The organism is Flavobacterium crocinum (genome assembly GCF_003122385.1).
GTDB lineage: Bacteria > Bacteroidota > Bacteroidia > Flavobacteriales > Flavobacteriaceae > Flavobacterium > Flavobacterium crocinum.
Genome location: NZ_CP029255.1, coordinates 5,497,224 through 5,514,059, shown reverse-complemented (window position 1 = coordinate 5,514,059; position 16,836 = coordinate 5,497,224). Strand labels below are relative to the sequence as shown.

Annotated in this window: 15 protein-coding genes and 1 tRNA gene; 13 read left to right on the top strand and 3 right to left on the bottom strand. The window is 31.6% G+C overall.

Features of this window, described 5'->3' with window-relative positions:
* Positions 1 to 30: 30 nt before the first annotated feature.
* From HYN56_RS23310 to HYN56_RS23300, 3 genes are all read right to left on the bottom strand, one after another.
* On the bottom strand, positions 31 to 489 hold the full coding sequence (locus HYN56_RS23310; RefSeq protein WP_073416662.1) for a MarR family winged helix-turn-helix transcriptional regulator: 459 nt from the start codon (positions 487 to 489) through the stop codon (positions 31 to 33).
* Between the two features lie 221 nt (positions 490 to 710).
* Positions 711 to 1,748 (bottom strand): helix-turn-helix transcriptional regulator, encoded by a 1,038-nt coding sequence (locus HYN56_RS23305; protein ID WP_109194396.1) that lies wholly within the window; start codon positions 1,746 to 1,748, stop codon positions 711 to 713.
* 259 nt (positions 1,749 to 2,007) lie between these two features.
* The gene (locus HYN56_RS23300; RefSeq protein ID WP_109194395.1) at positions 2,008 to 2,622 is read right to left on the bottom strand and encodes an HD domain-containing protein; all 615 of its coding nucleotides are present in this window, start codon (positions 2,620 to 2,622) and stop codon (positions 2,008 to 2,010) included.
* A 547-nt stretch (positions 2,623 to 3,169) separates the two neighbouring features.
* Here HYN56_RS23300 and HYN56_RS25135 point away from each other — a divergent pair.
* The 13 genes from HYN56_RS25135 to HYN56_RS23240 all read left to right on the top strand — a co-directional run bounded on the left by HYN56_RS25135 (position 3,170) and on the right by HYN56_RS23240 (position 16,752).
* Positions 3,170 to 3,286, top strand: a tRNA-OTHER gene (locus HYN56_RS25135).
* A gap of 250 nt (positions 3,287 to 3,536) precedes the next feature.
* Positions 3,537 to 5,777, top strand: coding sequence for a hypothetical protein (locus HYN56_RS23295; protein ID WP_109194394.1), 2,241 nt, complete (start codon positions 3,537 to 3,539; stop codon positions 5,775 to 5,777).
* A 303-nt stretch (positions 5,778 to 6,080) separates the two neighbouring features.
* Positions 6,081 to 6,851, top strand: a complete 771-nt coding sequence (locus HYN56_RS23290) for a hypothetical protein (protein ID WP_109194393.1) — start codon at positions 6,081 to 6,083, stop codon at positions 6,849 to 6,851.
* A 2-nt stretch (positions 6,852 to 6,853) separates the two neighbouring features.
* Positions 6,854 to 7,594 (top strand): hypothetical protein, encoded by a 741-nt coding sequence (locus tag HYN56_RS23285; RefSeq protein WP_146194633.1) that lies wholly within the window; start codon positions 6,854 to 6,856, stop codon positions 7,592 to 7,594.
* Between the two features lie 42 nt (positions 7,595 to 7,636).
* On the top strand, positions 7,637 to 8,653 hold the full coding sequence (locus HYN56_RS23280) for an RNA ligase (RefSeq protein WP_109194391.1): 1,017 nt from the start codon (positions 7,637 to 7,639) through the stop codon (positions 8,651 to 8,653).
* A gap of 1 nt (position 8,654) precedes the next feature.
* Positions 8,655 to 9,527, top strand: coding sequence for a phosphatase domain-containing protein (locus HYN56_RS23275; RefSeq protein ID WP_109194390.1), 873 nt, complete (start codon positions 8,655 to 8,657; stop codon positions 9,525 to 9,527).
* A 339-nt stretch (positions 9,528 to 9,866) separates the two neighbouring features.
* Positions 9,867 to 10,202 carry a hypothetical protein gene (locus HYN56_RS23270; protein ID WP_109194389.1) on the top strand — a complete coding sequence of 112 codons (336 nt, stop codon included), beginning with the start codon at positions 9,867 to 9,869 and terminating at the stop codon, positions 10,200 to 10,202.
* 150 nt (positions 10,203 to 10,352) lie between these two features.
* Complete coding sequence (locus HYN56_RS23265; protein WP_109194910.1) at positions 10,353 to 11,150, top strand: TatD family hydrolase; 798 nt, start codon at positions 10,353 to 10,355, stop codon at positions 11,148 to 11,150.
* Between the two features lie 237 nt (positions 11,151 to 11,387).
* Complete coding sequence (locus tag HYN56_RS23260; protein WP_109194388.1) at positions 11,388 to 12,296, top strand: DNA adenine methylase; 909 nt, start codon at positions 11,388 to 11,390, stop codon at positions 12,294 to 12,296.
* 3 nt (positions 12,297 to 12,299) lie between these two features.
* Positions 12,300 to 13,484, top strand: a complete 1,185-nt coding sequence (locus HYN56_RS23255) for a metallophosphoesterase family protein (protein WP_109194387.1) — start codon at positions 12,300 to 12,302, stop codon at positions 13,482 to 13,484.
* 3 nt (positions 13,485 to 13,487) lie between these two features.
* Positions 13,488 to 15,266, top strand: coding sequence for an ORC-CDC6 family AAA ATPase (locus HYN56_RS23250; protein WP_109194386.1), 1,779 nt, complete (start codon positions 13,488 to 13,490; stop codon positions 15,264 to 15,266).
* A 26-nt stretch (positions 15,267 to 15,292) separates the two neighbouring features.
* A complete protein-coding gene (locus HYN56_RS23245; RefSeq protein WP_146194632.1) occupies positions 15,293 to 16,168 on the top strand; it encodes a hypothetical protein in 876 nt (291 codons plus the stop codon).
* Positions 16,169 to 16,470: 302 nt separating this feature from the next.
* Positions 16,471 to 16,752: a hypothetical protein gene (locus HYN56_RS23240; RefSeq protein WP_109194384.1), complete on the top strand. Its 282-nt coding sequence runs from the start codon at positions 16,471 to 16,473 to the stop codon at positions 16,750 to 16,752.
* The last annotated feature ends 84 nt before the right edge of the window (positions 16,753 to 16,836 follow it).

The following is a 16,836-nucleotide window of genomic DNA, read 5'->3' as shown; positions in this document are numbered from 1 at the left end:
TTGTAGGAGAAAAAGAATGTTTTTTTAAGACTATTCTTTTTCTGTGTTTTCTGTTTGATTAAATATGTTTTTATCGTGAATCAGTTCGTTGATGATTTCAGAAACTTCGATAAAATGATTCAGCTTTTCTTCTGAAACATGTTTTCTAACGGTTTCGTTAAACTTCAAAACTGTATTTTTAGATAAATCTCTTTTTTCTTTTCCAAACTCAGTAAGGTAGATCAAAACACCTCGGCCGTCACTTGGGTTTTTTTTGCGAACTATTAAACCTTTTTCTTCCATAGATTTAAGTGTTCTTGTTAAGCTGGTTGCTTCCATGCCCATTCTAGGGCCTAAAGCGGTCGATGGTGTTCCTTCTTCTTTGTCCATACTTAAAAGAGCAAATCCCGTTGCCATTGTTGCATCATATTTAGCGGCCTCTTCATTATACATTCTTGAAACAGCCTGCCATGTCGCTCTTAAAATATAATCTATCGTTTTGTCTTTCATAGGTAACTATATCGATTTCAAATATAATTAAAAAATACTATGCATGCATATAATTTTTTAATAATTTTTTGGTTAGTTATAAAATATCCCTGATTTAGAGGGTTTTGGTTGTTTATTTTAAGTGTAATATACTATTCTTTTTTTAAATTTTAACATTTTTAATGCAGTAAAAATCTCTTTTTGGTTTTTAAAAAGCATTAAATTCCTTATTATATAAAAAATTATGCGTTTTTTTCAATTCGTTCGTCAGAATCGTAGCGCGAAATAGCATTCTGAAGGGTCTTTTTCATACGATTTCTCAGACTTTCTGGTCTTAAAATCTCCAAACAGCTTCCAAAACCTAATAAAAGCCTTTCCATTTCATAATTTGGGATTACATATATATGTATAATAACGCTCCCGTCTTCATTTTCCTTTATTAATCGCTGAGAAGTATGCAAAGGTTTTGTGAGTACATAAGGAGCATTCGAAGCATCAACCCATATTTCAATACGTCTTGCGTTTAATCCTGAATTCACTGTTACGCCAATTACATCCTTATAATAATCATCGGCATCAAAATCTTCTTCTAAATAAGGATGATTAAAATCGTAATCAATAGAAATGATTCTGTCCAAAGCCAAATTGGTTATAGGCTGTGAGGCTTTTTTCTTCCCGATCAAAAACCAGCGGTTGTTGAATTCCTTCAATATAAACGGATGAAAATGGAATTTACTTTCGTCTTTTGATTTAAAAGATTTATAGGTAATAACCAGAACTATTTTTTTGATAATCGCCTGATATATTTCGTCCAGATAATGTAAACCTTTTAGTTTTTCATTTTTATCGAGATAGATTACAGGATTGGTATTGGACTTTTCTGAATAGATTTTGTCCTCTAATCGTTGTAGAATATCCGAAACATCATTAAATAAAGAGAAATCCTTAAATTGTTTCAACATCGAAACCGTTTCGGTCAAAACATTCATATCGGTTTCCGTCAGTGGAATATCGGTTATCGAAAAATCTTCGTCTTCATATTTATAATACTTTTTGTCGTAAACTACGATTGGCGCATTATAACCGAGTTTTTCACTTCGCATCAGCTGAATATCCATCTGAATCGTTCGTTTGCTGATTGGGTTCTGTCGTCCTTCATATTCAAATAGAGCTTCAGAACATTCTTCGATTAAATCTTCGAGTGTCCATTGCCGGTATTTATTCTGAAGGCATTTGTCAATCGTTTTGTAGCGTATTAAGGCGTTTTTGTTTTGTGACATTTTTCTGTTGTTTTGCCACAAAGGCACGAGGACGCTAAGACTTTATTTTTTATGCCACAGATTAAAACGATTAAAATGATTTGCTATTTTTTTGTCATCCTGAGGAACGAAGGATCACATCCAATATTCCTCAAAGAGAATCGCCAATCTTTGTAGAGTTTCTTGTGTGATCCTTCGTTCCTCAGGATGACAAACTGGGCGTTTAATTAATACTTTAAATAAAAACTTTGCGACTCTGCGACTTTGCGAGATTCAATTTTTAGCTTAATAACTCTATTTCTTTTTCAATATTCGCTCTCGCTTTCTCTTCATACAAACCTCTAAACGCATCAGTCTTAAAAATAAACTCATTTTCCAAAAAATGCTTCAACGCTTTTGCGCGTCCAGGTTTGTATAGAAAATCAGGATAAATGCGATATTCTTTCCGAATTTGTTCGAAATAGATTTTGTAATCATCCCAATCTTTAGTGAGGATTTTCAAATCAAAATCAATTAACCAATTAATATCTTCAATTGCATTTTGCTGATGCTGTTGCGTTGCGCAGATTGCATCAAAAACTAATTGTTTATTTAGATTGCTATTTTCAGGTAAAATTGACAAAGCATACTTAGCACTTTTGGATTCATTATCTTTTTTTGAAGCCGAATAAACAAAATCATGATAAAAAATAGAAAATAATATTTCGTTTGGATTTTGAAGTTTGTCTCGATAGAGTTCAAAACTTTCAATCATTTCTTTTAAATGTGTGAGATTGTGATAATGCCTTGATTTTTTGGAATATGCCTTTTCTAAATCCAACCAGTTTTGCTGAATTTCATTTGCTGAAAAGCCAATATTCGAAAGTAAATGAGAATAAATTTGCTTTAAATTCATCTTGTTTTTTATTTAATATTTGAAAAGCTTTAGCGGAGCCAATATTTATAGAAATTGAATTGGGCACAGTAGAAAGCTCTGGAAGAGCGAAATATTTATAGCAATTTATATATGACAGTTAAAAAAGCTCCAGTGGAGCGACACATTCGGCTTTTATGTTCAACAATATAAATATGTCACCCCGCTGGGGGCTCTTCAAACGTTCATAAAAAATAGCTATAAATATACCGTCCCTCTGGGACTTACGCGTTTTTTTCAAATTAATATTTTACTCAAATTTAAAATTCTTTTTTTACTGCGCAAAATAATTGCGTAGTGGTTTTGAAATCTTTGTTCAGGAAATAAAACAAATAGTATTTCTAAAAAATGAAACAAAAATTTTACTACGCAAAATAACTGCGCACTAGTTTAGAAATCTTTGTTTAGAAATAAAAACAAACGTTCATAGAAATAGAAAAAAATAAAACAGGTCAAGTTTGAGTTACTTCGAAAACACTTTCCAATGTACACACTTATACGATTACCTTTTTATTTTATAATCATAATTGGGGCAGTAGCTCAGTGGTAGAGCAGGTAGTTTTGAAATTATCAATCAAAGGTCAATCAAAATTTACTTCTTACACTTTTAATGTCCGTGTCGTGGGTTCGAATCCCACCTGCTCCACAATTAATGGTCAATTAAAACTTACTTCAGACAACGGCTACTTTCGGTTCGAATCCGAACATAGTTTTAAAATCATCATTAATAAAAAAACGAGGGTCAAAATTAGCTTACTTCTTGGGGAAACCCGCAAACTTCCAATTTGAATCAGCTAATTCATTACACTCAAATTTCAGGTCAAGTGTTTCTTACTTCAAAAATCTTTTAGGTAGAACTCAGAAGCACCATTATCTAAATTTTAAAAATTAAAAAAATGAAAACAAAAGAATTATTAAAAATCAGTTTACGTCAAAATGCTATTTTCATTCCATCAGAAATGATTACGAATGATGTTAAAAATTTATCCGGAACAACATCCGTTTTGTTAGCCAATGTTTCAAAACTTGGATTTACATTTTCTGAATCTTTGCTTCATGCTTTAAACAACGTAAACCCAAAATATAAAATCGAGGTTTTAGAAGTTCTAAGAGAAGTTTTAGGAACAGATAAAAACTGGACACCATTGGTAAAAGAATGGAATATTCCAACCAATGAATCTGTTGTAGATCATATCATAACGTTTTTCGGAAACATTTTTCAGACTAAAAACGGAACTAAATTACAATGCGGACATATTATCCCAGATAATACTTTTCCATTAGAAAGATACAACGGTTGCCCATTCTGCGGAACTCCGTTTGAATTTGGAAAACTGGAAAATATCGGACAAGGAAGCAAACTGAAAGTGCTTGAATTGTGGACAGAAAAAGATTTAAATGATTTTTATATATCATTATTGCAATCTAAAACCGCTTTAGACGCTACTCAGATAGATAGTTTAAAAATGGCGATGCACTATTTGCCTTTACCAAAAACCGAAGTAGCAATGAAGGAAACTTTAATGCTGGTAATTGATCTTTTGATCGAAAACGGTAAAGAAGACCAAGCGTCTCAGTTTTTAAAAACACCAACCGATATTTTACGATACTTGTGGTATAAAAACACAGGAATGCTTCAAATTATCGAACCAAAAACGATTATCAAAAGAACAACAAAAAATGCACAGCATTTCCATAATGTTTTAGATACAAGCGTTCAGGCGAGAATTTCATCTCAAAAAGATTTAAAGCTTAAATATTCCCGAAAAGAATGTTTAATGGTAGCAAACTGGCTGAACAATATGGATATGGACGTTGAAGCCATGTGCGAAACCATGCATCCAAAAAGAGGAATGTGGGTTCGTTTTATCCGAGCGTTGCGTTTGGCAGAATACAGTAAAAGAAAAGGGTTCGAAAAATTGAACTTTTTAATGGATGTATTCTACAACCAAGTGTACGATGTTTGGCAAAGCAAAGTAGATTCGTCAAGATTGAAATTTGATGCCGATAAAACATTTGGATTATTGAAACAACGTCCAGGATTATTTGCTCGTTCGTTATTCTCCAATATGTTATGGTTTGGAGCAGAGGAAACTATTGCTCATTTTGAAGAAATCATCGATAAAGTTCCGGCTCGATTGGTGTTTACTTTGAATATGTATGCTCAAAATTATTTTGATAAAAACATGCAGAGAAGTGTGAAACCTTTGGGTGGAACAAACAAACGAATTGAAGCCAACGCTTTATTGAAGTTGTATGCTGATGTGCAGTTGGAAGCAATGAAAAATCAAATCGAAGAATTGTGTCTTTTGGCCATGAAAAAACGATTTGCAAAAATTGCGAACACCAACAAAACTATCTATATCGATCCGCAATTGTTTAATATTCCGGTTTCTATAGGAGATCGAAGTGAAACAGTTCAAGATTTGCCAGTTGCTTTAATGGGAACACGTTTCCCAATTGAAGGTAACGAAGTGCGATTGTTTATGCAATGGGGTAAAGATTTGCCAGCGCAACATTTAGATATGGATTTAAGCTGTCATATCGCTTATGAGGATAAAGCCGATATTTGTTCTTTCAGCCGATTAACCACAACAGGTTGTCAGCATAGTGGAGATATCCGAAGCATTCCGAATCAAATTGGAACAGCCGAATATATCAACATCAACATCGACGAATTGGCGAAAGCCAAAGCTAAATTTGTAACTTTTACCTGCAACGCGTACAGCAACGGAAGTATTACGCCAAATTTAATAGTAGGTTGGATGAACAGCAAACACCCGATGAAAATTTCAGAGAAAACAGGTGTTGCCTACGATCCGTCGTGTGTAGATCATCAGGTTCGTGTGACGCAGAATGTTGCTAAAGGTTTGGTTTTTGGAGTGTTGGATGTAGCCAAAAGAGAAATCGTTTGGTTGGAGATGACTTTCGGAGGTCAGGTTGTTGGTGGTTTGGATTTCAAAGGAATTCAGGCGTTGTTGTCAAAACTAAACAGCAAATTGAATATTGGTAATTTGTTACAGCTTAAAGCGGAAGCTCAAGGTTTGACAATCACCGAAAATGAAATTGCCGATGAGGTTTATACAGCGCAATGGGCGATGAATCCAGCAGTGGTGACGCAATTATTGGTGGATTAAGTTGCAAAGGTTCATAGTAACAAAGTGACAAAGGTTTTGTAGAGGCGCACTGCTGTGCGTCTCCGCAAAGATTGGTGAATTTAATCTCGCAAAGGCGCAAAGTTTTTTATTAAACGCACTGTTTGTCATCCTGAGGAACGAAGGATCACACAAGAAACTCGACAAAGATTGACAATTCTCTTTGCGGAATACTGGATGTGATCCTTCGTTCCTCAGGATGACAAAAAAGGAGAAAAAAAATCTACGCAAAATAACTGCGTACCAGATCATAACCTTTACATTATCAATTAAAAATAATTTATAATGAAACCTAATTTGCCATATCCTTATTATTTCTATGGTTCTGATGATTCTACAGATCAGGATGTAATTATTATTATTTCAAAAGAAGACATGCCTGGAAAACAGGAGGACAGAAAAAATAAAGTATTGGCACTTTTGAAAGAGTATGATCTGAATTGGAATGCAACATTAGCTGTGATTGAAAATGGAAAAATTTCAGATACTATTTATACAAAATCATGGATTGATTCGCTTAATAATGCATTGTTGGAAACGTATTCTCTACATGAACAAAATCATGAATTGCTGGTAAAAGAAAAACATATCAGAAATAAAACATTAGCTATTTATAAAGCTGTACGTACCGTTTTGACTATGCTGACAAGAACTGAGTACAGAACTCAGATTCGACCAATCTTAAAAGGAATTCATGATTTTAATTTAAAACTGAAAGCTCTCGGGAATATAGATTTTGTTTCTATTTCAGAATTTAATCAAAAGAATACTGATGATATTGATATTTGGAAAATCATTGCTTTTTACATAGGACAAAATATTGCACTAATTGAAAGGGATATAGAAATATATACTAAAAAGAAATTTGTTAGCCATTTTAGTGATTTGGAAGCTTTTATTTATATAAAAACAATCACTGTAAAAGAAAAAGAAATTTTACAACAATATGTTCATTATTGGCTAAAACTGATTAGCAATTTTGGAGAGTTTCAATCGGTAAATGGTTTTCTGAGTTGTAATGATGAATGCATCGATATGCTAAACGAAAAGTTTTAAAAATGAAACCACCAATTTATCAAATATTCGGATCTGAAAATTCGCTCGATGCCGATTTGGTTTTCTTTATTGAAGAAATGCCAAACACGGTAGTAGAAAAACTGGCTTTATCAAAAGAATTAAGTCAATCAATCACTTCATTTTTTCCGGAAAAAGAACTGAATACCAATCTAGCCGTTTGTAAAAACGGACATTTAACTGAGGTGTACAAAGGAACAACAGATGAATTAAATAATGCTTTGTTTTATACCTATGATTTTCATAAACAAAACAAGGAAAATCAAATTACAAAACTTTTGGTGCGTGATGTCAATTTGAAATTTTTAAGAAGCACCCGAATAATTTTGTCTTTTGTAAGCAAAACCGAGTACCGTGTTTTGGTAAAAAAAGCGTTAAACGGAAATCTGCAGGAAAGAATTCAGGCTCTGGAAAATCTGGATTTAACTAAAATTGTTTCTTTCGGAAAAGGAAAAAATAATAATGATATTATAAAGTCAATCGCTTTTCAGTTAGGGCAATGTATAGCACTTCATAAAGGAAAAGAATTGTACACCAAAAATCAAATTGCAGAACATTTTCCTGATTTGCGAAAATATCTTTTCAGGGAAGAAAACGTCAATTTAAACGATTTACAAAAAGAACTTTTATATTTCATTGAATTGCTGAAAACAAGAAGTTTAAATATGAAAAACATGTCCGAATATAAATATGAAGACAAAAATGATTTTAGCTACGCAAAATAACTGCGCAGTGACTTTTGAATCTTTGTTCAAAGAAAAGAACTAATGAATACAACGCTTTTAAAAGAAATGATTTCTGCAAATTATGTAAGGGTAAACAAACACCCTGAACACGATTTGTACATTTACAATTATACCCAAAATGCCCAATTTGAGAGAATCTGGAATGAAGTAACATTGGCTTGCAGAGGTTTGATTTTGGATGAAAAAGGAAATGTAATCGCAAGACCTTTTCCAAAGTTTTTCAACTTAGGCGAAATGGAAAATCAGGTTCTTCCTGAATCAGCTTTTGAAGTTTATGATAAAATGGACGGCTCGTTAGGTATTTTATATTGGATAGAAAATGTTCCTTTTATAGCCAGCAGAGGCTCTTTTACCAGTGAACAGTCAGATAAGGCTAATGAAATGTTGCACGGAAAATATAAAGATTCATGGTCACTTTTGGATAAAAATAAAACCTATTTGTTCGAGATTATTTATCCTGAAAACCGTATTGTTTTAGATTACGGAGCATCAGAAGAGTTGGTTTTGCTAGCCATTATTGATACCAATTCAGGAGAAGAATTTCCGTTGGAAGATATTGGTTTTCCTGTTGTTGAAAAATACCACGGAATTAAAGATATTGAGGCTTTAAAAGAAATGGAATTGGCCAACAAAGAAGGTTTCATTATCAAATATGCAAACAACTTCCGTGTAAAAATCAAGTTCGACGAATACCTTCGTTTGCACCGAATCATTACTCAGGTTTCGAATTTGAATATCTGGGAATATTTAAAAACAAACCAATCAATGGAAGAAATTCTGGAGCGTGTTCCTGATGAATTTTTCAGCTGGGTTAAGCAGACAAAAGCCGATTTGGAAAAAGAATTTAAAGAAATTGAAGAGCAATGCAAATTGGATTTCAGAGTTTTAGAATCCAGAAAAGAAACCGCTTTGTATTTTCAGACTTGTAATTATAAAGGAGTCTTGTTTGCAATGCTGAATGGCAAAGATTACCCAGCGATTATCTGGAAAATGATTCGCCCAAAATTTGAAAGACCATTTAATAAGGAAGAAGAATAAAATGAGAAAAGTAATTTTAATGAAAGGATTGCCGGGAAGTGGAAAATCGACTTTGGCTAAAAAAATAGTTGCAGAAAATCCGGAAAATTATAAAAGAATCAACAGAGACGATTTGCGCGCGATGTTTGATAACGGTATTACGTCTCAAAGCAATGAAAAATTCGTTAAAAAAGTTCGCGATTTATTAATCGTAAAATCTTTAGAAGAAGGAAAAAACATTGTAATCGATGATACCAATTTGTCTGAAACTAATCTTAGACGTGTTTCGCAATTGGTTCAGGAATACAACACAAAATTCAATCAAAAAGTTGAGGTTGAAGTTATGGAAGTAAATACGGATGTTGCGGTTTGTATCGAAAGAGATGCTTTAAGAGAAAAACCAGTTGGAGAAAAAGTAATTAGAAAAATGCACCGTCAGTTTTTTAAAGATTCTCCTGAATATTGCGCCCAAAACCCAGATTTGCCAAAAGCAATTATCTGTGATCTTGATGGAACGCTTGCGCTAATGAACGGAAGAAATCCGTTTGATGCCAGCAAATGTGATGAAGATGAACTCAACAATCCGGTGGCAAATGTGTTGAGAAATTACAAAAAATTAGGATATCAAATACTTTTAGTTTCGGGAAGAGAAGACCGATACAAAGAACCAACCTTGCGTTTCCTTGAAAAACACGAAATCGAATACGACGACCTGATCATGCGTAAAACCAAAGACAGCCGAAAAGATTCAATCATTAAAACCGAAATCTATAACGAATCGATCAAAGATAAATACTTTGTAGAATTTGTTTTAGATGATAGAAATCAAGTGGTTGATACCTGGAGAAATGATTTGAAATTGCCTTGTTTTCAAGTTTATTACGGAGATTTTTAGTTTTTAATTAGGCTCAAAGGTTGAGAGAGGCAAAGGTTCAAAGGTTTAAGAAATCCAAAAGACGAAGGTTCAAATCCTTCCTACGCAACCAATAAGTCGCGGTAGTTTAGCAAGGGAAAATAGTTGGTTTTTTATAGAAAAATTTACGTTCAATTTTATGTCACCTTGAAGAACGATCACACTAGAAACTCTACTAAGATTGGCGATTATCTTTGAGGAATATTGGATGTGATCCTTCGTTCCTCAGGATGACAAACTTTGTGGTTAAAGATTTTGTCACGCAGATTTAAAAAGATTTAAGCAGATGTTCACAGATTATTTATAAAAAATGATGAAATGATGTTGATAGATGATAAAAGAATAGTAACATTAATAAATGCTCTTGAAGCAAATGGCTGGAAAAATGCAGGCTTTAGTGATCAGGTAATAGAGTGGTATTTTGCCGAAATTATTGAATTTGTTTCTGTTTGGAGTCCTCAGGGCAAAAAACTTTTTATGGATTTATTGATAGACAAGTTTGATTATCCTAAAAAGAATATAATTGAAATTGGCTTTTCGACAGTGCCATGCAATGTTAGTGATAGTTTTTTTGAAAATATTTATCTAGGAGATATTTTAAAAACAGATTTGAAAAAATTTTGCGAACGTATAAATAACAAAGTTTTACACAATTAAAATTCCAAGTAACAAAAAAAATAAGGTAACAAAGAGAAAAAGACTTAGAATCTTAACCTTTCAGAACCTTAGCAACTTAAAAAAATAACAACCAACACAAAGAATAAAAAAACTTTGTGTCTTAGTGCCTTCGTGGCAAAAAACAAAAAAATGAATTACATAGACATAGGAATCAACCTAACCAACAAACAATTCCAAAACGACATAGACGATGTCGTACAAGACGCGCTCGACGCCGATGTATCGCAAATGATCCTAACGGGAACAAGCGTGCGAAACAGCGAAGCATCATTAGAAATCGCAAAACAATATCCGGGCGTGTTGTACGCTACGGCAGGAATACATCCGCATGATGCGAAGAGTTTCGATGCGCAGAGTATTTCGAAACTGAAGAAATTATTAGAACTGAAACACGTAGTTTCCGTTGGCGAATGCGGACTCGATTTTGATCGTGATTTTTCGCCCCGAAACAAACAGGAAGAATGTTATAAAGCCCAATTAGAATTGGCGATTGAAGTTCAGAAACCTTTGTTTTTGCACGAAAGAAGCGCTTTCAATTCTTTTATGAATAGTACCAAAGATTATTTACCGCAATTGCCAAAAGCCGTTGTACATTGTTTTACGGGAACCTTGCAAGAAGCCAAAACCTATCTCGATAACGGATTTTATCTGGGTTTTACGGGAGCGATTTCAGATGCCAGGCGTTTCAGTCCTTTAAAAGAAGTCATTCAGTACGTACCGCTTGACCGAATGATGATTGAAACCGATGCGCCGTTTATGCTTCCTAAAAATGTCCCGAACAGCCTCTTGAAGAAATACCACGAACGCCGTTGCGAACCTGCTTTTCTGCCGTATGTTGCCGGAACAATTGCACAGTTTAAAGGAATTTCTTTGGCTAAAGTGGCGGAGGAAACGACGAGGAATTCTAAAAGCTTTTTTGGGATTTAAGTCTTAATTATAAAGATTATTTGTTGGCTTTTAAATCAGGGGTTTGTACTTGGTTTGAAGGCTTTTTGTTTATATACATTTGAAAACTAAGAAAAATGCTGGGATTTTAGAAAATTATGCTTTAGATAAAGTATAATAAAAATAGATTTGTTTTGGAACAACGTTTTGCTAGTAAAGGTTTTTGATCAATTATTTAAATATTTATTAATTGTTATATTAGCAGAAAAATAAGATAATATGCAAGCAAAACCATTTTTAAAATGGGCAGGTGGAAAAAGTCGGTTACTAACGGATATTGAAAAATCTTTACCATATGATTTTAATATTCAATTTGATACTTATATAGAACCTTTTGTTGGAGGAGGAGCTGTTTTGTTTTGGATTTTAGATAAGTTTCCAAACATAAAAAATGTAATTATTAATGATGTAAATTCAGATTTAATAAATGTTTATAAAGTAATTAAAAAAAAACCAACAAAGTTGATTGAATATTTGAAAGTGCTCCAAAATGAGTTTCACTCTTTTGAATTTGATGATGAAGGTAGAAAGAATTACTATTATGAGAAACGGGCATTGTTTAATTCTAGAAATTCTAATGATTTAGAACAAGCTGGAATTTTTATTTTTTTAAACAGAACTTGTTTCAATGGACTATATAGAGTAAATAAAAAGAATGAATTTAATGTTCCTATTGGGAGTTACCTAAAGCCACAAATTTGTGATTCTCATAATATTTCACAAGTAAGCAAAATTTTGAAAGAGGTTAAAATTCTTTCAGGAGATTATCAACGTACTATAAATTACATTAACGACAAGACACTTTTTTATTTAGATCCGCCTTACAAGCCATTAAATAAGACTTCTAATTTTAATTCTTATTCAAATAGTCAGTTTAATGATAAAGAACAAATACGCTTACGTGATTTTTGTAAATTATTGGATAAAAAAGCTTATTGGATTTTGAGTAATTCTGATGTTAAAGTAGAAGGTTCTGAAGATACTTTTTTTGATGATCTATACTGTGATTATGATATAAATAGAGTAAAAGTTAAAAGATTTATTAATAATAATTCTAAAAGTAAGCATTTGAGCGAACTTTTAATTGTTAATAAAATTGAAGAGGAAATAGTTTTAATTCATAATTAATTTATGAAATCAAATATGATTGAAAGGAAAATTAGAATAGCAGTTGTTAGTGATTTACATTGTCATCCAGAAATTCCATATGGTAATAAAGATGGAGCAGTTAATGCAACATATTTATATACTGATCTCTTACGAAAAAGTGATCATCCGATAGAAAGTTTAATCCCCGTTGTAAAAGATGAAACGGTAGATTTGGTTATTTGCCCTGGAGATTTAACCGATAAGTCAAATGTACAAGGTTTTATATCAGGTTGGAACTACGTATTGGAATTAAAGGATTTATTAAAATCAGATGAAGTAATCGCTACTATTGGAAATCACGATGTTGATTCTTTTAATAATCATTCCTCATATAGTTTTGAAATTGCTAAAAAAATTAAGCGTAATTTTCCTCTTGAAAAAAATGAAGAGTGTGAGACATTTTGGTCAAAAGGGTGCGTTTTTGTAGAACGAGAAAATTATAGAGTTTTAGTTATAAATAGTTGTCATTTTCATCATAATAAGGCAAATTCATCATCGGGAAAAGTAGATGAAGAAATTTTTATTTATATTAATGAATACCTTGAAAAAGTTGACGATAATAAAATTAAAATAGCATTAACACACCACCATCCTATTGATCATTCTCGTTTTGAACTTGGTGAATATGATAAAATTGTAAATGCGGATGAATTTTTAAACGTTTTAGGCGAAAATAAATTTGATTTGCTAATACACGGTCATAAGCACGATCCTCTTTTAAGATATCATAATACAACAAAGACGAGTTATAGATTGCCAATTTTTTCTTCTGGAAGTTTTTCATCAATTAGTAATTTAGAATATACATCTGTACGTAATTATTTTCATATTATAAATCTGGAAAAAACAGAAAAAGCGATAGGAGAGATTTTTTCATGGACTTATTTCCCTAAACAAGGTTGGAAGAAAAATTATGATGAAAATGGTTTTGCACCTCACGCAGGTTTTGGCAATGAAAAAAAATTAGAAGAAATAGTCAATGAAGTTGAAAAAATTGTCGGTGACAAACCATTCGAAACGTGGGAAAATGTAATTAGTGATGTAAGGGAACTTAAAAATCTAATCCCACAAGAATTAGAGCAGATAAATAAAATGTTCATTGGGGCAAAATTAAAAACGGATGAACCAATTTGTAATTTTCCACAATTGATTTTTAAAATAAAGTAAAGTATGAATAACTTTTACAATACATATAATGCAAGATATCTAGAACCTAGTCAAGTTGCTGAGAAGTTTATTTATTCGGAAAGTTTTGAAACACTTATAAAAAATAGGCACTCAGTTATTTTGGGAGCGCGTGGCTGTGGGAAAACTACATTAATGAAAATGCTTACTATTCCTGCTCTTAATAATTGGAAACATGAAAAAGCTTATGAAATAAAAAAAAGTTTTCCATTTTATGCAATCTACATTTCAACGGATGTGTATTGGGATGTTAAAGAACAAAGTTATGATGAGCAGTTAAGGCGTTTTGGTAATTTTGCGGATAAGATATCAAAATTTTCGGTTAATAGTAATGTGTTTATAGCATTGTGCGAGACTTTTTTAAATGTTTTAAATATAGAACTAAATGATTCGGAACTGAAGAAAGAAATTGAATTATCTAACTATTTAATTGATAGTTGGTATTTAAATAATACGATTCCTAAATTAGAATATGTAAAAGAGGCACTTTTAAAAAGAATTGATTTTGTAAGTCAGTTGGTACAAGACGTTATTTTTAATTATGAAGAGGAACAAAATATTCCAGATTTCGATTTCTTTAATTTAAGTTTTGATTCATCAGTATCACATATTATTTCTGTATTTGAAAGAATTTATAATATACCTAAAATCAAAAAATGGGCATTATGTTTTGATGAGCTAGAATTTGCTCCATCATGGTTACAAGATAAACTGTATAAATCACTTAGAAGTAGAAATAATCAAAAGATTTTATATAAAATTAGTTCCAGCCCAATCCTACCAAAAGAAGTTGAGAAAATATTTAAAGACGAATATTCTCCTAGTTCAGGAAATGATTTTGATTGTATAAAAATGTGGAATTTGTCGACAAATGAGGATTTTTCGAGAGAATTAATTGAGTCATTGTTGAATGATAAATTTGGAACAAAAGATTCTAAAAAATATTTTGGGAAAAATTATATGTATTTGGAAGAAAGGGAAAGTTACAGTGCTACTAGTTTATATTTGAAAGAAATGAGAGAGCTTTCTGAAAAAGATTATTCGTTCAGAGAGTTTTTAAAGTCTAAAGATGTAGATAATGTAAATCCAGCTCCTAAAGATCTAAATCAAAAGAGTTCAATATTTAGAAAAATAAAACCTATAGTTTATTTTAGAAATTATTTTATAGATTTTAACAGTAAAGAAAAGCCAAAACCCCAATTTAGAACAAGAAACAAAGCAGTTGAATTATATAGCGGAATAGATATCTTGTCAAAGATTTGTGAAGGGAATCCAAGATGGATTATTGGTCTAACAAATGCTATTCTCTCCAAATCGAAAGAAATTAATGCTCTTCCGAGGGTTCAATATGATGAAGTAATCAATATTTCGAAGCGATTTATGAATTCAATCGAGAATATTCCAGTAAAATTGCATGATCCAAATTTGACAATTAAATCATTAGTTGAGGTAATTGGCAATTATTTTCAAAGACAAGTACTTGGAGGAAAATTTATCCCAGAACCAAATTCGACATTCAAATTTGATGTAGATTCTAAAGATTTTATAACATTGCTGGAAAAAGGAATATTTCAAGGAGCTTTTATATTAGTTGATTGTAATAATGAAAGTTTTGATTTTGAAATCTACGATAAAAAATTTAAGTTATCTTATTTGTATTATCCGGAATATAAATTGCCAATTAGGAAAAGTTCTTCAATTGGACTCTCTACAATTTTGAAAGAAAATAACAAATCGCATAATCTTTTTAGTCAGGAATTATGAAAGTGAAATACGGCAAACAAATTAAAATGGAAAACATTGTAAATGAAAGTATAGATTTATTTTTGTTTGCGAATAATGTTGAAAAAAGAAAACTTTGCGCTTTAAAGCAGGTTGCTACTTTTAACGAAGTAAAAGAAGTTATTTCAATAAATTATCCTAGTTCTAATGTTGACAATATTGAAAACACTAGAAATATTATAATCAATAATCATAATGAAATAATTAATTTATTAGAAGAAGAATTTTCAAAAAATAATAAAGATGAAATTACTCTTTTTATTGATTATTCTTGTATGACAAAATCATGGTATTATACTATTTTACTATACTTATCTAATCGAACTTTGAATTTCAAAAAAATCAGAGCTTTGTTTAGTTATACTCCTTCAGTTTATTCGGAACCAATGCCACCCAAGCATAACACTGATATTCAACCATTGCCTGGTAAATATAGGATTCCAGATAATAAGCCAAAAGCTTTAATTGTCTGTTTGGGTTATGAAGAAAATAAAGCTCAGGGAATAATTGATCAATTGGATCCTAAAATAACTTATCTATTTTTTACTGATCCTGCTTTAGATCCGAAGTTTGTTGAGACAATTAAGAATAGTAATAAAAACATACTTGATCAAGATAAAAATATAATCAAGTTTCCATTTGATAATCTTCAATATTTGGAACGAGAATTAACATCATTATATTATTTGCTTAAGGATGAGTATAATATAATTATCGCTCCATTAGGGCCTAAACCATTTACGTTTGTAGCAATGATGATGTCAATTATTTATGATGAAATTGATATTTGGAGAGTAGGGTCTGGATTTGATATAAATAAATATGATAGAGCACCTTTTGAACCTTCTAAATTTATTATTAGCGAAATTATTTTTGAAAATTAAATTTTTAATGAAAAGTTTGAGATAGAAATTCTACTAGAAATAATTAAGTGAGTTTCTTGGTTAAAACAAACTAATTTAAAACTAAAAACAAGTAAGTTTTTTCTTTCTTTTAAAATAAAATTTTATCTTTGTTCTCGACAAAACATTTTATCGGCAATCGAGAACTTTGAAACTTTATAAGTTAACATAAGCGAAGCCCTCATACACGTTGCTGGAGCTAGTGATAGCCCTAATCTCATTCGATAAGAATGTTTTGTCACAACCGAAGATGAGGGTTTCGTGCGTTTAATATTTTCAGAAAAATGACAAAAGAAAATCAAAAACCAACACATCGTGATGTAGTGCCATCCGTAATTAATTTCCTTTCAGACGAATTGTTTGAGGGAGATTACAAAGAACAGCCCCTGTATTTGCAGGAAATCTTCGAGCTATTAATGCATACAGAGTTTGGCGACGATATCAATTTAAGGCACAAAATCCTGAGCTGTTTAAGAACCAGCCGAAATCTGGTAGAAACCTTATCGCCATTTTCAGAGAAACAGATTTATAAGGCTTGTAGAAGCAATCGTAAATTAACCCAATAAAAACTCAAACCCTGCAAATTGGTTTTTGCAGGGTTTTAATTTTGTAAAAGTAAAATTCTTACATTTGTTTTAAATTTTTTTTGA